Annotated in this window: 19 protein-coding genes and 1 tRNA gene; 15 read left to right on the plus strand and 5 right to left on the minus strand. The window is 63.1% G+C overall.

Annotation, left to right across the window (positions count from 1 at the left end; all coding sequences use genetic code 11):
- The first annotated feature begins 61 nt into the window (after positions 1–61).
- The 15 genes from ISS99_RS10855 (at position 62) to ISS99_RS10925 (ending at position 12,649) form a co-directional block, all read left to right on the plus strand.
- A complete protein-coding gene (locus ISS99_RS10855) occupies positions 62–793 on the plus strand; it encodes a YebC/PmpR family DNA-binding transcriptional regulator (protein ID WP_204631655.1) in 732 nt (243 codons plus the stop codon).
- Between the two features lie 32 nt (positions 794–825).
- Positions 826–1,347 (plus strand): crossover junction endodeoxyribonuclease RuvC, encoded by a 522-nt coding sequence (gene ruvC / locus ISS99_RS10860; protein ID WP_204631656.1) that lies wholly within the window; start codon positions 826–828, stop codon positions 1,345–1,347.
- Positions 1,344–1,940, plus strand: a complete 597-nt coding sequence (ruvA, locus tag ISS99_RS10865) for a Holliday junction branch migration protein RuvA (RefSeq protein WP_204631657.1) — start codon at positions 1,344–1,346, stop codon at positions 1,938–1,940. The genes ruvC and ruvA overlap by 4 nt, the downstream gene beginning before the upstream one ends.
- 313 nt (positions 1,941–2,253) lie before the next feature.
- Positions 2,254–4,131 carry a potassium transporter Kup gene (locus ISS99_RS10870; RefSeq protein ID WP_204632634.1) on the plus strand — a complete coding sequence of 626 codons (1,878 nt, stop codon included), beginning with the start codon at positions 2,254–2,256 and terminating at the stop codon, positions 4,129–4,131.
- 97 nt (positions 4,132–4,228) lie between these two features.
- The gene (ruvB, locus tag ISS99_RS10875; protein WP_204631658.1) at positions 4,229–5,275 is read left to right on the plus strand and encodes a Holliday junction branch migration DNA helicase RuvB; all 1,047 of its coding nucleotides are present in this window, start codon (positions 4,229–4,231) and stop codon (positions 5,273–5,275) included.
- Entirely contained in the window at positions 5,268–5,681 is a 414-nt protein-coding gene (gene ybgC, locus ISS99_RS10880; protein WP_204631659.1) for a tol-pal system-associated acyl-CoA thioesterase, read from the plus strand. Before ruvB ends, ybgC begins: the two co-directional genes overlap by 8 nt.
- 61 nt (positions 5,682–5,742) lie before the next feature.
- Entirely contained in the window at positions 5,743–6,429 is a 687-nt protein-coding gene (gene tolQ / locus ISS99_RS10885; protein ID WP_204631660.1) for a protein TolQ, read from the plus strand.
- 14 nt (positions 6,430–6,443) lie between these two features.
- Positions 6,444–6,890: a protein TolR gene (gene tolR / locus ISS99_RS10890; protein WP_204631661.1), complete on the plus strand. Its 447-nt coding sequence runs from the start codon at positions 6,444–6,446 to the stop codon at positions 6,888–6,890.
- 255 nt (positions 6,891–7,145) lie between these two features.
- Positions 7,146–8,087, plus strand: a complete 942-nt coding sequence (locus ISS99_RS10895; RefSeq protein ID WP_204631662.1) for a cell envelope integrity TolA family protein — start codon at positions 7,146–7,148, stop codon at positions 8,085–8,087.
- An 8-nt stretch (positions 8,088–8,095) separates the two neighbouring features.
- Positions 8,096–9,418: a Tol-Pal system beta propeller repeat protein TolB gene (tolB, locus tag ISS99_RS10900; RefSeq protein WP_204631663.1), complete on the plus strand. Its 1,323-nt coding sequence runs from the start codon at positions 8,096–8,098 to the stop codon at positions 9,416–9,418.
- 253 nt (positions 9,419–9,671) lie between these two features.
- Positions 9,672–10,181, plus strand: a complete 510-nt coding sequence (gene pal / locus ISS99_RS10905; RefSeq protein ID WP_204631664.1) for a peptidoglycan-associated lipoprotein Pal — start codon at positions 9,672–9,674, stop codon at positions 10,179–10,181.
- 2 nt (positions 10,182–10,183) lie between these two features.
- Positions 10,184–11,032, plus strand: coding sequence for a tol-pal system protein YbgF (ybgF, locus tag ISS99_RS10910; RefSeq protein WP_306482335.1), 849 nt, complete (start codon positions 10,184–10,186; stop codon positions 11,030–11,032).
- 10 nt (positions 11,033–11,042) lie between these two features.
- On the plus strand, positions 11,043–11,738 hold the full coding sequence (gene queE, locus ISS99_RS10915) for a 7-carboxy-7-deazaguanine synthase QueE (RefSeq protein ID WP_204631666.1): 696 nt from the start codon (positions 11,043–11,045) through the stop codon (positions 11,736–11,738).
- A gap of 101 nt (positions 11,739–11,839) precedes the next feature.
- On the plus strand, positions 11,840–12,520 hold the full coding sequence (gene queC, locus ISS99_RS10920) for a 7-cyano-7-deazaguanine synthase QueC (RefSeq protein WP_204631667.1): 681 nt from the start codon (positions 11,840–11,842) through the stop codon (positions 12,518–12,520).
- A 53-nt stretch (positions 12,521–12,573) separates the two neighbouring features.
- Positions 12,574–12,649 (plus strand) — tRNA-Lys (locus tag ISS99_RS10925).
- 70 nt (positions 12,650–12,719) lie between these two features.
- On the opposite strand, the gene ISS99_RS10930 is transcribed toward ISS99_RS10925, so the two are convergent.
- The 5 genes from ISS99_RS10930 to ISS99_RS10950 form a co-directional block, all read right to left on the minus strand.
- Positions 12,720–13,454, minus strand: coding sequence for a TVP38/TMEM64 family protein (locus ISS99_RS10930; protein WP_204631668.1), 735 nt, complete (start codon positions 13,452–13,454; stop codon positions 12,720–12,722).
- Positions 13,451–14,008, minus strand: a complete 558-nt coding sequence (locus tag ISS99_RS10935) for a nucleoside deaminase (RefSeq protein ID WP_204632635.1) — start codon at positions 14,006–14,008, stop codon at positions 13,451–13,453. Before ISS99_RS10935 ends, ISS99_RS10930 begins: the two co-directional genes overlap by 4 nt.
- Entirely contained in the window at positions 14,008–15,765 is a 1,758-nt protein-coding gene (locus ISS99_RS10940; RefSeq protein ID WP_204631669.1) for a glutamine--tRNA ligase/YqeY domain fusion protein, read from the minus strand. The genes ISS99_RS10935 and ISS99_RS10940 overlap by 1 nt, the downstream gene beginning before the upstream one ends.
- 100 nt (positions 15,766–15,865) lie before the next feature.
- The gene (coaE, locus tag ISS99_RS10945) at positions 15,866–16,474 is read right to left on the minus strand and encodes a dephospho-CoA kinase (protein WP_204631670.1); all 609 of its coding nucleotides are present in this window, start codon (positions 16,472–16,474) and stop codon (positions 15,866–15,868) included.
- 8 nt (positions 16,475–16,482) lie between these two features.
- Entirely contained in the window at positions 16,483–17,340 is an 858-nt protein-coding gene (locus ISS99_RS10950) for a prepilin peptidase (protein ID WP_204631671.1), read from the minus strand.
- Positions 17,341–17,360: the final 20 nt, after the last annotated feature.

A 17,360-nucleotide genomic window follows, 5' to 3' on the forward strand; every position in this document is an offset into this window, starting at 1 on the left:
GAACTGTTTGCGCAATGCAGTAAAATCGCCCGCTTGTCATCTGATCCAGCCAGGAATCGCCATGGGTAGAGGCCCGTCCATCGAAGGTCGCAAGAACGCCGAAGACGCCAAGCGCGCCAAGGTATTCACCAAGCTGATCCGTGAAATCACCGTGGCCACGCGTGCCGGCGTGGCTGACCCCAATCTCAACCCGCGCCTGCGCGCGGCGGTGGACAAGGCGCTGACCGCCAACATGTCCAAGGACACCATCGAGCGCGCGATCAAGCGCGGCTCCGGTGCCGATGGCGGCGCGAAGATGGAAGAGCTGCGCTACGAGGGCTACGGCCCGGCCGGCATCGCTCTGATCATCGAGTGCTTCACCGACAACCCCACCCGCACCGTGGCCGACGTGCGCCACGCGCTGACCAAGCACGGCGGCAACCTTGGCACCAGCGGTTCGGTGGCGTTCCAGTTCACCCGTTGCGGCGAGCTGGTGTTCTCCACCGGCGGCGATGCCGCCGCGGAAGAGAAAGTGCTGGAGGCGGCACTTGAAGCGGGTGCCGACGACGTGGTCAACGAGCACGGCGAAAGCACCGTGATCTGCGCCCCCGAGAACTTCGAAGCCGTGCAGCAGGCGCTGACCGAGGCCAAGCTCCATGCGCAGCACGCGGGCGTGGGGATGCGTGCGAACAATCGCACCGCCGTCACCGGCGAGGCGCTGGAAACGCTCAACGACCTGCTGGAAAAGCTCGACGGCCTCGACGACGTCAGCGAGGTGTATCACAACGCGCTGCTGCCTGCTGAAGCCGGCTAAGTGACCAAGGCCACCACAGCCAGCGGCCGCCGATGATCCGCATCATTGGCATCGATCCTGGCAGTCAGCGCACGGGGGTCGGCATCGTGGATGTCGACGCCGCCGGCAAGCTGTCGCACGTTTTCCACGATGCCTTGATGGTGGCCGGCGAAGACGATTTTCCGCTGCGCCTGAAACGTATTTTTGATGGCGTCAGTGAGATCATCGCCATCCATCGTCCGGTCGAATGCGGTGTGGAGCGCGTGTTCATGGCACGCAACCCCGATTCCGCACTGAAGCTTGGGCAGGCACGCGGCGCAGCCATCTGCGCCGTGGTCAATCGGGGGATTGCCGTGCACGAGTATGCAGCGACCGAAGTCAAGAAGGCCGTGGTCGGTGGCGGCCGCAGCGACAAGACCCAGGTGCAGCACATGATTGGCGTGCTGCTGGGGCTGAAGGGGCCGATCCAGGCCGACGCCGCCGATGCGCTGGCTATTGCCGTGACGCACGCGCATACCCGTTCAAGTCTCGAACGCGTGGGGATTCCACGCATCGCATGGAGACGTCGCCGATGATCGGCCGACTTAGAGGCATCCTGGTTTCGAAACAGCCGCCGTGGCTGATGGTGGAAGTCGGTGGCGTGGGCTACGAGCTGGAAGCGCCCATGTCCACCATCTACGACTTGCCGCCCACTGGCAAGGAAGTCACCTTGCTCACCCATTATGCGGTCAAGGAGGACAGCGTTGCGCTCTACGGATTCCTGCACGAATCCGAGCGCGCCCTGTTCCGCAATCTGCAAAAAGTAAGCGGCATCGGCGCGAAGATTTCGCTGGCCGTACTGTCCGGTGTATCGACGCAGGATTTCGCGCGGCTGGTGCAGGCCGGCGACGTCGTCGCACTGACCAAGATCCCCGGCATCGGCAAGAAGACCGCCGAGCGCATCGTGGTGGAATTGCGCGATCGCGTGGACGGGCTGGGCGCGGGTGCGCCGGGCATTTCCGCTGTATCGAACGCGCCGCTCGATCCGGCGGCAGAGGCCGCCGTGGCGCTGCAGCAGCTGGGCTACAAACCGGCCGAAGTCACCCGGCTGGTGCAGAAAGTCGCCGCCGCGGGCGACAGCGCCGAAACCATCATCCGCAAGGCGCTGCGCGCCGCGCTAGGGAGCTGAGGAACCACTGATCAAATCCAGGCAGGTGGCATGATGTCCAGAAAGCTCACAGATTGTGTTTCGCGGTGCAGGGAAGACGGGCCGTCTTTCCAGGGCGCGCGATGCAGGGTGAGAGCCTTCTGGACATCACCCCATCATTTAAAATTTACTCGCTGGGGCCGGTTTTTTCGTCCGTATGCTTTCGATCCATCGTCTCGACAGACGGTCAGTCTGCCTTCGTCGATGGTCCTATGGCCTGCGGACGGACAGCACCGGTGACACCTACGTAGATTTGAACAGAGGATCCTTTGTGGGACACGATATTCATCAGGGCATGGGCGAGGCCGAGACCAAGAAGCGTCTGGCTGCGCTGGCACTGGGCGCCATCGGCGTCGTTTACGGGGACATCGGCACCAGCCCGCTGTACACGCTGCAGAGCACGCTCAGCCTGGATGGCCTGAAGCCCACCCAGGAAAGCATTTTCGGCGTGCTGTCGCTGATCTTCTGGGCGCAGATCATCGTGGTGTCGCTCAAGTACGTCACCTTTATCATGCGTGCGGACAACAAGGGCGAAGGCGGCATCATGGCGCTGATGGCCCTGGCGTTGCGCAGCGCGCGCGATCAACCGAAGTTGCGCTGGGTGCTGGCGATTCTCGGCATTTTTGGTGCCTCGCTGTTCTACGGCGATGGCGTGATCACGCCGGCGATTTCGGTGCTGGGCGCGGTGGAAGGCGTGAAAGTAGCGGCGCCCGGTCTGGGACATTGGGTGGTGCCGCTGACGGTTGCGGTGTTGCTCGTGCTGTTCTGGCTGCAACGTCGTGGCACGGGGCACGTAGGACGACTGTTCGGTCCGGTGATGGTGGTGTGGTTCGTGGTGATCGCGCTGCTCGGCATCAATATGATCGTCCGCAATCCGCACATTCTATGGGCGCTCAATCCGATGTATGGCGTGCATTTCTTCTTCGTGCACGGGTTCAAGGCGTTCGTGTCGCTCGGTGGCGTGGTGTTGGCGCTGACGGGCGCGGAGGCGCTGTACGCCGACATGGGTCATTTCGGCAAGCGGCCGATCCGGTTGGCATGGTTCAGTTTCGTGTTGCCGGCGTTGATCCTCAATTACTTCGGCCAGGGCGCCTTGCTGCTGGATCATCCCGAGGCGATCGACAGTCCGTTCTTCAAGACCGTGCCGTCGGTCGTGCTCTACCCGATGATCGGCCTGGCTACCGTGGCCGCGGTGATTGCTTCGCAGGCGGTGATTTCCGGCGCGTTCTCGATGACGCGCGAGGCGATGTCGCTGGGGTATTCGATGCGCATGCCGGTGGTGCACACCTCGCGCGAAATGTCCGGCCAGATTTTCGTGCCCTGGGTGAACGCGTTCCTGTTGGTGATGGTGCTGGTCGCGGTGCTCGGCTTCCGCAGCTCCGACAGCTTGAGTGCCGCGTACGGTATTGCGGTGACCGGCACGATGACGATCACCACGCTGCTCGCGCTGATTGTCGCCAACCGGCAATGGAACTGGCGCTTGCCGATCGTGATCGTGGTGGGCTTGGTGCTGTTGACCATCGATCTGTCGTTCCTGGGCGCGAACCTGCTGAAGGTGGAATACGGCGGCTGGTTCCCGTTGGTGCTGGGCCTGGGTGTTTTCATCATCATGACTACCTGGCGTCGCGGCCGCGAACTGGTGGTGCGCGAGATCAAGCAGGGCGGCCTGGCGCTGGAGCCGTTCATCGAGAACATCACCGAGCATCCGCCGTTGCGCGTGCCGGGCACGGCGGTGTTTCTCACCGCCAACCAGCACTCGGTGCCGCATGCGCTGCTGCACAATCTCAAGCACAACAAGGTGCTGCACGAGCGCAACGTGATGCTGACGGTGGAGATTCTGGAAGCACCGGTGGCCGACGCCGAAGAGCGCATTCATCTGATCCCGCTGGCTGGCGATTTCTATGGCCTCGAGCTGCGCTTCGGCTTTGCCGAAGATCCGAACATTCCGGTGGCGCTCACCCGTTGTGCCAAAAGCGGCCTGCCGTTCGACCTGATGGACACCACCTTCTTCCTCTCGCGCGAGAACGTGGTGGCAGACAAGCGCCGCCCGGGCATGGCCTTGTGGCGTGACCGTCTGTTTGCCTTCATGTCGCGCAATGCGTTGCCGGCGACGGCGTTCTTCCAGATTCCGGGCAACCGCCTGATCGAGCTGGGGACGCAAGTGGAAATCTAGGAGATGAGAGATAGACGTGAGGAATTAAAGGTCGCGATACCCGCTTTCTCTCGCTTCTCACTCCTCTTCACTCACTCCTCGTTCCATAATGACCAACATGACCGACCGCATCATCACCGCTAACGCCCACATGGACGACGAAGCCCTGGAAGCTTCGATCCGTCCCAAGCGGCTGGCCGAATACCTCGGCCAGCAGGCGGTGCGCGAGCAGTTGTCCATCTATATCGAAGCGGCCAAAAAGCGCGGCGGCGCACTGGACCACGTGCTGATTTTCGGGCCGCCGGGGTTGGGCAAGACGACGCTGAGCCACGTCATCGCCAACGAACTGGGCGTCAATGTGCGCTCCACCTCCGGGCCGGTGCTCGAGCGCGCCGGCGACCTTGCCGCGCTGCTCACCAATCTCGAAGCGCACGACGTGCTGTTCGTCGACGAGATCCATCGCCTGTCGCCGGTGGTGGAGGAAGTGCTCTATCCGGCGATGGAAGATTTCCAGATCGACATCATGATCGGCGAAGGCCCCGCCGCACGCTCGATCAAGCTGGATCTGCCGCCGTTTACCCTGATCGGTGCCACCACCCGCGCCGGGCTGCTGACCGCGCCTTTGCGCGACCGCTTCGGCATCGTGCAGCGCCTGGAGTTCTATTCGCCGGACGAATTGACGGCGATCGTGCGTCGCTCCGCGCGCATTCTCGGCATCGACTGCGAAGTGGAGGGGGCGCAGGAAATCGCCCGCCGTGCGCGCGGCACGCCACGCATCGCCAACCGCCTGCTGCGCCGCGTGCGCGATTACGCCGAAGTGCGCGCTGGCGGGCGCATCACCGTGCAGGCTGCACAGGCGGCGATGGACATGCTCAAAGTCGACGCCGAGGGTTTCGACGAGCTTGACCGGCGCCTGCTCACCGTGATCATCGAAAACTTCGAAGGCGGTCCGGTGGGTGTGGAGTCGCTCGCCGCGGCGCTGAGCGAAGACCGCGGCACCCTGGAAGACGTGGTCGAACCCTATCTGATCCAGCAAGGTTTCCTGATTCGCACGGCGCGCGGGCGCATGGCCAGCGCCAAGGCCTGGCGCCATCTGGGGCTGACACCGCCACCTCGCCAGCCACAGCCGGCGGACCTGTTCGGCATGGGCGGCCAAGATGTCTGAGATTCCGCGCTTCGAATGGCCGGTGCGCGTCTACTGGGAAGATACCGACGCCGGCGGCGTGGTCTACCACGCCAGCTACCTGCGCTTTCTGGAGCGCGCCCGTACCGAGTGGCTGCGCCGGCTTGGCGTGGACCAGATGGCCTTCAAGCAGGCCACCGGCCTGGCTTTCATGGTGCACCGGATGGAGATCGATTTCCTCCGGCCCGCCCTGCTGGACGATGAACTGGTTGTGAGCGTGGAAGTCAAAGAAAGGCGTTCAGCCAGTATCCTTTTCGCGCAGAGTATTACCCGGACGGATGGAACCGTCCTGATCCAGGCGCAAGTGCGGGCGGCTTGCGTCGATCTGAAACGAATGCGGCCCGCCCCGATTCCGGTTGATATCACCGACCGGATCGGCCGGGCCTGATCCCCATTCCGGTCCAACCTCAATTTTTAGACATACCCATGTGGTGGAGAACCCCCAAGCCATGAACAGTGGATTGAACATTTTCAAGCTGCTCGCCGATGCGAGCTTGCCTGTGCAGCTGGTGATGGTGCTGCTGCTGCTGTTCTCATTCCTGTCCTGGGTGATCATCATCCGCAAGTATTCGCAGCTAAAGGCGGCGATGGAAAACGCCGAGTCCTTCGAAGAGCGCTTCTGGTCCGGCGCCGACCTTGCCCAGTTGTTCCGCGAAGTCAGCAACAACGGCGGCGACAACGGCGGCATGGAAAACATCTTCGAATCGGGCTTCCGCGAATTCGTGCGCCAGCGCCAGCGCCGCAGCACCGACATGCGCACGGTGATCGAAGGCTCCGAACGCGCCATGCGCGTGGCCGGCACCAAGGAAATCGGTGCGCTGGAACGCAACCTGGAATTTCTCGCCAACGTCGGCTCGATCAGCCCGTACGTGGGCCTGTTCGGCACGGTGTGGGGCATCATGGGTGCCTTCCAGGGCCTGGGCGAAATGAAGGACGTCACCATCGCCGTGGTGGCTCCGCACATTTCCGAAGCGCTGATCGCCACCGCCATGGGTCTGTTCGCCGCCATTCCGGCGGTGTGGGCCTACAACCGCTACGCCAATAAAGTGGAGCGCGTAGCCTCGCACTACGAAGTATTCCAGGAAGAATTCTCCTCGGTGCTGCAGCGTCAGATCCAGATCGACGACAACAACTGATCGAGGGCGCGATCATGCGAAACGCCGCGCGCCACAAGCGCTTCAAACTCAAATCCGAAATCAACGTCGTTCCCTACATCGACGTGATGCTGGTGCTGCTGATCATCTTCATGGTCACCGCGCCGATGCTCAACGCCAACGTCGACGTGAACCTGCCGCAGGCCAACGCCAAGTCGTTGCAGGACAAGAAGGAGCCGGTGATCGTTTCGGTGGATGCCCAGGGCCAGATGTATCTGACCCTCGGCACCAGCAAGAAGGAACCGATCGACGCCAACGCCTTGAAGGTCAAAGTGAGCGCCTTCGTGCAGGAAAATCCCGACGTCAGCGTGCTGGTTGCAGGCGATCGCGACGGCAAGTACGACGGTGTCTACCAGGTGCTGGCTCTGTTGCAGCAGGCCGGCGTGGCCAAGGTCGGTTTGATGAGTGCGCCGGAGACGGGCAATCCGAATGGACGACCGTAATAAGAGTCTGCTTTCATGCTCCAAGCACCCCGCGTTGCTCCTGAGCGGTCGCCAGGTGGCAGCGTTTGGCGCAGCGCTTGACTGGCTGTCAAGTCAAGCCGCGCGCTGCCGCCTGGTGGGCGCTCAGGGGCAACCCTACGGGCCGGGTCTGTTTGCCCGCCATGCTGCGTCATCACTCAGTTACGTATCGACATACGCGCCTTCGTTCTTCCTTGCCTTGCGTGCAAACAGCTTCCGGCGCGGGGTGCTTGGAGCATGAAAGCAGACTCTAAAGGAACCCCGCTGGCGGTAGTTCTATCGGCCATCCTGCACCTGGGCATCGTCGCGTTCCTGTTCCTGGCGATGTTGCCGTGCACGAGCTACGAGGCGTTTCTCAGCGCCCTGCATCTGCCCAACCCCATCACCTGTACGCCACCGCCCCTGCAGTTGAAGGGTCCGGTGATCGAAGCCACGCTGCTGGGCGATACGGGTTCGCCGCCGCCGAAGGCCGTGAAGGTAAAGCCGATACCCAATACCGTGCCGCCCCCGCCTTCGGTTCCGCCGCCGACCCCGCCGCAGGTGCAGCCGCCGCCGAAGCCCAGCCAATTGCCGCCGCCGCCGAAGAATCCGTCTACGGAGGATCAGGAGCGCGTGGTGCAGGATGCGCTGCAGAAGGCCGAGGACGCCAAGAAGCTACAGGAAGAGAAAGAGCGCCAGCGCCAGTCCGAACTGGATGCCCAGGCGGCCAAGAAGAAGGCCGAGCAGCAAAAGGTGGATGAGTTGTTCAAGCAGCTCAACGAAGCCTCCACGCAAACGCAGAAGGCGGACAGCAAGGCCAAGCAGGCCAAGCAACAGATGGCCGACCTGAAAAACGCCCAGGACAACGGTCAGCCCGACCTGCCCAATGCGGCCCAGCGCCAGACCGGCACCAATGCGGCCAACAGCGATCTGCTGTCGCAATATGCGGCGGCCATTCAGAACGCTGTCACGCAGAATTGGACCCGGCCGGATAACATGCCCAGCGTCCCCTGCACGGTTCACATCGTGCAGCTGCCTGGCGGCAACGTCATGAGCGCGAAGGTCGTGGGCAATTGTCCCTACGACGATGCCGGCAGGCGGTCGGTCGAGAATGCCGTGCTGCGTGCACAGCCGCTGCCCTACAAGGGCTTCGAGAAAGTGTTCCGGCGCGAAATCGATTTCACCTTCACCCCGCAGTGAGCAAGCCCATGCGCAGATCACCCCGATCGCTGATTAACCTGATCCTGCTGTTGATCGCAGGCCTGATTGCCGGCCCCGCCGTCGCGCAATCGTTGAACGTGCAGATCGTCGGCGGCGTGAAAACCGCCACGCCGATCGCCGTGGTGCCGTTCGCGCAGCAGGGCGGTTCGCCGCTGCCGACCGACGCTGCCGACGTGATCCGCAACGACCTCAATCGCTGCGGCAAATTCCGCTCGCTGGCGGTGAGCGAGATCGTCGAGCAGCCCAGCCAGGGTTCGGACATCAAGTTCGCCACATGGCGCCTGCTCAAGCAGGACTACATCGTGATCGGCCGCATCAAGGATGCCGGTGCCGGCATGGTGTCCATCGAATACGAGTTGTGGGACGTCAACCGCCAGCAGCGCCTGCTCGGTGCGGCCATGCCGCCGGCTCCGGTCAGCGACCTGCGCAGCGTGGCGCACCAGATCGCCGACGCCATCTTCAAGCAGATCACCGGCATCCCCGGTGCGTTCTGGACGCGGATCGCCTATATCACCTCGGTAGGTACCGGTTCCAACCAGACCTACTCGCTGATCGTGGCCGATTCGGATGGCTACAACCCGCAGGTGGTGGCCCGCTCGCACGAAGCGCTGCTGTCGCCGAAGTGGTCGCCGGACGGTAACCGTATTGCCTACGTCTCCTTCGAGAGCGGCGATTCGGCCATCTACATCCAGAACATTTCCACCGGTGCGCGTCAGCTGATTTCCGGCCGCAGCAAGGGCATCAACAGCGCACCGGCCTGGTCGCCGGACGGCACCAAGCTGGCCTTGTCGCTCTCCTACACCGGCAATCCCGAGATCTATGTCATGGATCTGGCCTCGCGCCAGGAAACCCGCCTGACGCGTACCCTGGCCATCAATACCGAGCCGGTCTGGGCGCCGGACGGCCAAAGCATCTACTTCACCTCCGATCGTTCGGGCCGCCCGCAGATCTATCAGGTCTCGGCCGGCGGCGGCACGCCGCAGCGAGTCACCTTCCAGGGGCAGCAGAACCTGGACGCGGCGGTCAGCTACGACGGCAAACAGATGGCAATGGTGCAGGCCAACGGGAACGTGTATCGTATCGCCATTGTGGATCAGAGCCTCGGCGGGCAGTTGCGCTACATCTCGCCCGGTCCCATTGACGAATCGCCAAGCTTTGCACCAAACGCCAGCATGCTGATTTATGCCGCAACCGATGGAGCCCGGGACGTGTTGTATGCCGTTTCGGACGATGGCCTGGTCAGGCAACGGCTGATGCTGGCCGATGGCGACGTGCGTCAGCCGGCTTGGGGACCCTATCGCAAAAATTGAATACGATCCGGTCGCAACCCGTAGGGCTGCGGCCGGGTTTTGGGGAATGGCCCGGGACGCCTCCAGTGTTTCGGCCGAGGTGCGCGGTCGCATTTTGCCTCGCCCCTTAGCGGCCTTAAGCAGTACAATGCGTGGCCGTAAGATGAAGTTGTAAGAAAAATAAGTAAAACAGCCGGCCCACCGGCGATGACTGTCCCGTAGCCGCAATCGTCATTGACTGTCGGAAATCAAACCCGTTTGAAGGAACGTCACCATGAATAAGACCGTTCGTATCGCCCTGGTCGCTCTGCTTTGCGTTGGCGCAGCAGCTTGCTCCAAGAAGACCGTAAAGCCCCAGGCGCCCACCGCTGAACCCGAGACCACGCAAACCGCTCCTCCGCAGGGCACCGGCAAGTACACCCCGGCTGACCTCGACAGCGATCCGTGCCTGCGTCAGCGCGTTGTCTACTTCGACTTCGACAAGGACGAAGTGAAGCCGGAATTCGCGCAGATCATGCAGTGCCACGCCAAGTACCTGCAGGACCGCCCGACCGCTCAGATGCGCCTGGAAGGCAACACCGACGAGCGCGGTACGCGTGAATACAACCTTGGCCTCGGCGAGCGCCGCGGCAACGCCGTGTCCAGCGCGCTGCAGGCCAATGGCGCCTCGGCCAGCCAGGTCAGCGTGATCAGCTACGGCAAAGAAAAGCCGGTGTGCCGCGAGCACAACGAAGATTGCTGGAGCAAGAATCGTCGCGTCGAGATCGTCTACACGGCTGAGTAATGGTGTATCGATTGGCTAATCGTTTCACGGCCAGTCTCGGCATGGCGGGCGCCTTGGCGTCCGCCATGCTGTTTGTGGCCCCCGTGCACGCGCAGGACTCGTCGCCGATGAGTCTGGCCGACCGGGTTGCCCGGCTCGAACAGCTGCAGCAGAACCAGGGTCAAGGGCATGGCGACGTGCTCGGCCAGCTTCAGCAGATGCAGTCGCAAATGCGCGACATGCAGGGCCAGATCGAAGAACTGCAGCACCAGGTGCAGCAGTTGCAGGACCAGAGCAAAGCGCAATACACCGACCTGGACAGTCGGGTAGGACGCCTGGAAAAGAACCCTGGCGCAAACCCAGCACCCGCTGCCAGCAGCACGGCACCCGCCGCACCCGCTTCGGCCGGTAGCGCGGCGGCCGCCGCATCGTCCCCCGCAGCGCCCGCACCATCGACTGCTCCGGCCGAACCGCCAGCGCAAAAAGCGGCTGCGCTCAATGCCTACAACGCCGCCTTCAAGTCCCTGAAGGGGGGCGACTACGTATCCTCGTCGCGCGGGTTCCGGGAATTTATCGAGAAATACCCGAACGACGCGCTGATCCCGAATGCTTTCTACTGGCTGGGCGAGTCGTACTACGCCACGACCAACTACCAGGTCGCCGTGGAAGCCTTCAAGCATTTGCTCAGCCAGTATCCGCAGAGCGAGAAAGCCCCGGACGCCACGCTCAAGCTCGGCTACAGCCAGCTCGAGATGAAGCAGACCGACGCTGGCGCCGCCACTCTCAAGTCTGTGCTGGCCAAGTATCCCAATTCCAACGCGGCCAAACTGGCGCAGGAACGTTTGCGCCGTCTCGCGCAGCAACCGCACTGAGACGCAAGCCATGACGACGGCCAATCAAGCGAACGTGGAAGTCGCCACGTCGGCTCCGTCGACGGTTGAGCGGTTGCGCATCACCGAGATTTTCCATTCGATCCAGGGCGAGGCCGATGCCATCGGCTGGCGCACCGTGTTCGTCCGCCTCACCGGGTGCCCGCTGCGCTGCGTCTGGTGCGATACCGAATATTCGTTCTACGGCGGCAACTGGCGCGATATCGACGACATTCTTGCCGAGGTCGCTACACACGGTGCCAAGCACGTGTGCGTCACCGGCGGCGAGCCGCTGGCGCAAAAGCGCTGCCTGACTCTTTTGCAGAAACTGTGCGATGCCGGCTATGAGGTCTCGCTGGAAACCTCCGGTGCGATCGATGTGTCAACGGTCGATCCGCGCGTGCGCAAGGTGATGGACCTGAAAGCTCCCGATTCCGGCGAAAGCCAGCGCAATCTCTGGTCCAACCTTGATTACCTGCTGCCGCACGATCAAGTGAAAGTGGTGATCGCCAGTCGCGCCGACTACGAATGGGCGCGCGATGCGGTGGCCGAACACGCCATCGACCGGCGCTGCATGGTGCTGTTCTCGCCCGTGCATGGCGCGGTCGAGCCGCGTGCGCTGGCCGAATGGATCATCGAGGACAAACTGCCGGTGCGCTTTCAGCTGCAGTTGCACAAGCTGCTGTGGAACGACGCTCCCGGCCATTGATCCGCTTCGGCAAGATGGCAACGTGATTCACGCGCATCGGCTTGTGTCGCCGTCAGCGCTTTCCGGCCGGTGACCGGCCGTTTCAAACCTGGAATCCACCCATGTCAGGATCTCAATCCCGCAAGGCCGTCATCCTCGTTTCCGGAGGCATGGACTCGGCCGTCACCATCGCCATCGCTCGCGAGCAGGGCTATCAAGTGCATGCGCTGAGCGTCGCTTACGGGCAACGCCACAGTTCCGAACTGGAAGCTGCGGCACGCGTGGCCCACGTGCTCGGCGCCGTCGAACACAAGACCGTGCACGTGGATCTGCGCAGCATCGGCGGTTCGGCGTTGACCGCCGATATCGACGTGCCGGAAGAGGGCGGCGAGGGCATTCCGATCACCTATGTGCCTGCGCGCAACACCATCATGCTGTCGATCGCGCTCGGCTGGGCCGAGGTGCTCGGCTCCACGGATATCTGGTGCGGCGTCAACGCGGTCGATTATTCGGGTTATCCCGACTGCCGCCCGGCCTTTGTGGAGGCCTTCGAGCAGTTGGCCAACGTCGCCACCAAAGCTGGTGTGGAAGGTGCGGGCATTCGCATCCACGCACCGCTGATGGCGATGAGCAAGGCCGATATCGCCCGCGAGGGCGCGCGGTTGGGTATCGATTTTGCTGCCACGGTGAGCTGCTACCAGGCGGATGCCGAGGGCAGGGCGTGCGGCCATTGCGATGCCTGTCGCCTGCGCGCCCAGGGATTTCACGCGGCCGGACTACCCGATCCCACCCGATATGCCTGATTGGCTTGTGCCGCGGCCCTCCAGGCCATAAAATTGCCAGCTCACTTTTTTGCGGGCCGTTAGCTCAGTCGGTAGAGCAGTAGACTTTTAATCTATTGGTCGACAGTTCGAATCTGTCACGGCCCACCACATTAAGAACCCGCATGGCGCTGCGCCTTGCGGGTTTTTTCTTGGGCAATGCAAGCGGTGCCAACAGGCCTTAGGGCTGGTCGGAGTGATGCTGGGTCGGCGAATGCGAGGGATGCCAGCGCGATTTGAATCGCTCCAGTATCAACGGTACCAGCGACAACAGGGCCAGCACGCCCAGTGGTGCGATCACGCCCGGATCAAACATCAGGTTCAATCCGAACTGCTGCCCGTGGCTCAAGGCTTTGCCCAGGCCGGCACCGATCGAGGTTTCGAAGGCCAGCATCACCGTACCGCCGAACCAGGTGGCGCCCAGAAACAGCCACAGCGAGCAGCGCAGCCAGGCAAGCGCGACAGTGATCAGGCCGAATGGCGCAACCGGCACCAGGCGCAGGAATAACGTATAGGCGACCGGATGGCGTTCGAAGCCATGATGCAATTTTTCCACGATGGCGGGTGGGTGCTTGCTGCCCGCGCCGAAGGCGTAGCGGCTGGCAAGAAACAGAATCAGCGAACCCAGGGTGAGGCCGATCGACGAATACGTCGTACCTTCCACCACGCCGAACGCGAATCCGCCGGCAAGGATCAGCACGATGGTGACCGGGATACCGGTGCAAGTCGCCAAGACGAGCAGGCCGATATAGACCAAACGGCTCAGCCACGGATCTTCATTGATGTGCGCGCGAAATTCCTGCTGATGCGCAACCAGCTGTTCCGGGTGGATGCGATCGAATACGCCGGAGGCAAGCAGCACGATGCCCGCGGCCACGAGCAGAAGCAGCGGCAAGGCGGCGCGCAGCCGGTTCAATAGCTTTCCCCGGTGGCACCGTAGGTAGCAAGCACATCGCGCGCTTCGCTGCGCAGAATGTCGCGGCGCACGGCGATGCCGCGCTTCTCCAGTTCGCCGATCCAGTCCGCCGGCAGCGGGCCTTCATCGAACTCGGTAAGCGTTTCCACATCTTCCGCGCGTGCACCGATCAGCAGCGTATCAATGCCCGCCCACACGGTAGCGCCGTAGCATTGGCAGCAAGGCTGTGCGCTGGTGGCCAGGGTGTAATGGCCGCCTTTTTCGTTGAGACGGTAGCTGGCAAGCCGCTGCTGGGCGGCCATGTAAGCGAGCATTTCGGCATGCGCGACCGAGCAGGTTTGCGGTACCACGCGATTGGCCGCTGCGGCAATCAGTCGACCGTGTTCGTCGAAGACGGCCGCACCAAACGGGCCGCCGCTGCCGTGCTGGATGTTGCGCCGTGACAGTTCGATCGCCAGCCCTACGCGCTCTTCATCGGTCAGATAGCGTCGACTCGTGTCGGCCACTTCTTCGATCCAGGGCGGTAGGGTGAGATGGATCTGCAACGGCAGCATCATGCCTGTTTGGCCCAGGCGTCACGCAGGGTGACGGTGCGATTGAACACCGGCGCTTCCGCACGGTGCTCGATACGGTCGGCTACGAAATAGCCCAGGCGTTCGAACTGGTAGCGCTGCTCCGGCGCCGCGCCGGCGGCCGAAGGCTCCAGCCAGCCGCGCACGATGCGCTTGGCATCGGGGTTGATGTGTTCCAGCCAGGTCTTGCCGTCGCTTTCGTCGTCTGGCGTGGGCACGCTGAACAGGCGGTCGTACAGGCGGATTTCCGTGGCTACGCCGTGCTTGGCGCTGACCCAGTGAATGGTGCCTTTGACCTTGCGATCGGCGCCGGGCATGCCCGAACGCGATTCCAGGTCGAGCGTGCAATGCAGTTCCGTGATTTCACCGTCAGCATTTTTGACGATCTGCTCGCACTTCACGATGCCGACGCCGCGCAGGCGCACTTCACCTTCCGGCTTCAGGCGATGGAAGCCCTTGGGCGGCACTTCGGCGAAGTCTTCGCGTTCGATCCACAGCTCGCGCGAGAACGGAACCTGGCGCGTGCCGAAGCTTTCGTCCTTGGGATGGTTGGAGAAGGTCAGCGTTTCTTCGTAGCCTTCGGGCAGGTTGGTGATCACCAGTTTCAGCGGATCGATCACGGCCATGCGGCGCGGTGCGCTGCCGTCCAGGTCTTCGCGCACGCAGTTCTCGAAGATGGCGTAGTCGATCACGCTGTTCTGCTTGCTCACACCCAGGCGTTCGATCAGCAGGCGGATGCCGCCAGGCGTAAAGCCGCGACGGCGCAGGCCGCGCAAGGTGTTCATGCGCGGATCGTCCCAGCCGTCGACCACCGCTTCGTTCACCATCTGCGCCAGTTTGCGCTTGCTGGTGATCATGTAGCTCAGGTTGAGGCGGGAGAATTCGATCTGTCGCGGCTTGGCCGGTTCGGTGCGGAAGCCGGCATCGCGCATGTGCTGCCACAGTTCCGGATGGTTCGGCAGGTCCACGTTGTCCACGAACCAGTCGTAGAGCGGGCGGTGGTCTTCGAACTCCAGCGTGCACAGCGAGTGCGTGATGCCTTCAAGCGCATCGGACAGGCAATGCGCGTAGTCGTACATCGGATAGATCGGCCACGCGTCGCCGGTGTTCTGGTGGGTGACCTTGCGGATGCGGTAAATGGCCGGATCGCGCAGGTTGATGTTGCCCGAGGACATGTCGATCTTGGCGCGCAGGGTCTTGCTGCCGTCCTCGAACTCGCCCGCGCGCATGCGACGGAACAGGTCCAGGTTTTCCGCCACGCTGCGGTCGCGGAAGGGCGAGTTGCGGCCAGGTTCGGTGAGCGTGCCGCGGTATTCGCGCACCTGCTCGGCGGTGAGGTCGTCGACGTAGGCGTGGCCGTCCTCGATCAGCTTGACCGCGGAGCGATAGAACACCTCGAAGTAATCCGAGGCGTGGCGCAGGTCATGCCACTCGTAGCCCAGCCAGCGCACGTCGTCCTTGATGCCTTCGACGAATTCCGGGTCTTCCTTGCCGGGGTTGGTGTCGTCCAGGCGCAGGTTGCACCAGCCCTCGAACTCCCGGGCAATGCCGAAGTCCAGGCAGATGGCCTTGGCGTGGCCGATGTGCAGGTAGCCGTTGGGCTCGGGAGGAAAGCGGGTGCGGATGGCGGTGTGCTTGCCCTTGGCCAGGTCGTCGCGAATGATCTGGCGGACGAAATCGCGCGGCGCGTCGGTCTCGGGGGTTTCGGCAGGCTTGGCGGCGGCGGATTCGGTGGACATCGGGATCAAGACTTCGCACTTGGGGCGGGATTCCCAAGTTTAACCGGTTGAATGCGCTGCGTAACCGCGGGCGAAACGCTCGTTCCCCGAGGGGTAAGGGTCAGCGCGGGGCTGCTGTCAGGTCCAGGTAGCGTTGATGCAGGGCGGCGATCTGGGCATCCAGTGCGGCTTCGGGGCCGGCGTTGTCAATCACGTCATCGGCCAGACCCAGGCGGGCGGTCCGGGTGGCCTGGCTGGCGAGGATGCGCGTGGCGAGTGTTTCATCGATGCCGTCGCGGGCGATCAACCGCTGCTGTTGCAGCGCCTCGGGCACGTCCACCACCACGATCCGGTCGACCCAGCGGTAATGCCCGATGTTTTCGGCAAGCAGGGGGATCGACAGCATGACGTAAGGGCCGTCGGCGTGCTGGGCGTGATCCAGCATCCACTGCCGCACGCGCGGATGCACGATGGCCTCCAGAGTCTTGCGCGCGTCGGGGTCGGCAAAAACACGCTGACGCATGGCGGGGCGATCCAGGCGGCCCTGCGCATCGAGCACGCCGGCACCGAACGCAGCCACGATGGCGGCAAGGCCGCTGCTGCCGGGTTCCACCGCGACACGTGCGGCATGGTCTGCATCACAGACCGCTACACCCAGGGATTTGAAGCGCCGCTCCACCACGCTTTTCCCGGAGGCAATGCCGCCGGTGAGCGCCACGGTCAATGGCATGGTCCGGCTCACTGCATTCCGGAGAAGCTTGCGTAGGCGTGCCAGAGTTCGTCGCCTGCCACAAACCAGATCCAGCCGGCCATGGCGATAAAGGGGCCGAACGGCATCGGTACGTCGCGCCCTTGTTTGCGCAAGGCGATCAATGTGCCGCCGATCACGGCGCCGACCAGCGAGGACAACAGGATGATCGGCAGCAGGGCACCCGGTCCCATCCAGGCACCGAGTGCGGCGAGCAGCTTGAAGTCGCCGAAGCCCATGCCTTCCTTGCCGGTCAGCAGTTTGAACAGCCAGTACACGCTCCACAGGCTGAGGTAGCCGATGGCCGCGCCCAGAATGGCAGGCTGTGGTGCTACGAAGAGATGAAGCAAGCTCAACAGCAAACCCAGCCAAAGCAGGGGCAGGGTGATCTGGTCGGGCAGCAACTGCGTACGGAAATCGATGCCCGAAAGCGCCACCAGTGCCCAGGTCAGAAATAATCCCGCCAAAGCTGCCCAGGTGACACCGAATTTCCAGACGATGATGGCGCTGAATAGGGCAGTCAGCAGTTCGACCAACGGGTATTGGATCGAAATGGGCGCCTGGCAATAACGGCAGCGCCCGCGCAGCAGCATCCAGCCGAACAGAGGGATGTTGTCGCGGGCGCTCAGCGGGTGTTTGCAATGCGGACAGTGGGAGGGTTCGCGTACCACCCCGGGTGGCAACGGTTCGGCCTCCGCTTCCAACCCCAGCACGCTCTGCGCTTCCTGTCGCCAGGCTGCTTCGAGCCGCGCGGGCAGGCGCAGAATCACCACATTGAGAAAGCTGCCTACTATCAGGCCGAGCACACCGGCCAGCACGACCCACGCAATCAACGGCAAGTCGGGCATGCCCGGCTCCTATACAAAGA

It is taken from the genome of Dyella mobilis (assembly GCF_016904945.1).
Taxonomy (GTDB): Bacteria; Pseudomonadota; Gammaproteobacteria; order Xanthomonadales; family Rhodanobacteraceae; genus Dyella_B; species Dyella_B mobilis.

Coding starts and splice junctions, on each gene's coding strand:
- ISS99_RS10895 (WP_204631662.1), top strand. CDS start 7,146: ATGAAAGCAGACTCTAAAGGAACCCCGCTGGCGGTAGTTCTATCGGCC.
- ruvB (WP_204631658.1), top strand. CDS start 4,229: ATGACCGACCGCATCATCACCGCTAACGCCCACATGGACGACGAAGCC.
- ISS99_RS10855 (WP_204631655.1), top strand. CDS start 62: ATGGGTAGAGGCCCGTCCATCGAAGGTCGCAAGAACGCCGAAGACGCC.
- tolR (WP_204631661.1), top strand. CDS start 6,444: ATGCGAAACGCCGCGCGCCACAAGCGCTTCAAACTCAAATCCGAAATC.
- ISS99_RS10950 (WP_204631671.1), bottom strand. CDS start 17,340: ATGCCCGACTTGCCGTTGATTGCGTGGGTCGTGCTGGCCGGTGTGCTC.
- ybgC (WP_204631659.1), top strand. CDS start 5,268: ATGTCTGAGATTCCGCGCTTCGAATGGCCGGTGCGCGTCTACTGGGAA.
- ISS99_RS10935 (WP_204632635.1), bottom strand. CDS start 14,008: ATGCTGCCGTTGCAGATCCATCTCACCCTACCGCCCTGGATCGAAGAA.
- ISS99_RS10940 (WP_204631669.1), bottom strand. CDS start 15,765: ATGTCCACCGAATCCGCCGCCGCCAAGCCTGCCGAAACCCCCGAGACC.
- pal (WP_204631664.1), top strand. CDS start 9,672: ATGAATAAGACCGTTCGTATCGCCCTGGTCGCTCTGCTTTGCGTTGGC.
- queC (WP_204631667.1), top strand. CDS start 11,840: ATGTCAGGATCTCAATCCCGCAAGGCCGTCATCCTCGTTTCCGGAGGC.
- tolQ (WP_204631660.1), top strand. CDS start 5,743: ATGAACAGTGGATTGAACATTTTCAAGCTGCTCGCCGATGCGAGCTTG.
- tolB (WP_204631663.1), top strand. CDS start 8,096: ATGCGCAGATCACCCCGATCGCTGATTAACCTGATCCTGCTGTTGATC.
- coaE (WP_204631670.1), bottom strand. CDS start 16,474: ATGCCATTGACCGTGGCGCTCACCGGCGGCATTGCCTCCGGGAAAAGC.
- ruvC (WP_204631656.1), top strand. CDS start 826: ATGATCCGCATCATTGGCATCGATCCTGGCAGTCAGCGCACGGGGGTC.
- ISS99_RS10870 (WP_204632634.1), top strand. CDS start 2,254: ATGGGCGAGGCCGAGACCAAGAAGCGTCTGGCTGCGCTGGCACTGGGC.
- ruvA (WP_204631657.1), top strand. CDS start 1,344: ATGATCGGCCGACTTAGAGGCATCCTGGTTTCGAAACAGCCGCCGTGG.
- queE (WP_204631666.1), top strand. CDS start 11,043: ATGACGACGGCCAATCAAGCGAACGTGGAAGTCGCCACGTCGGCTCCG.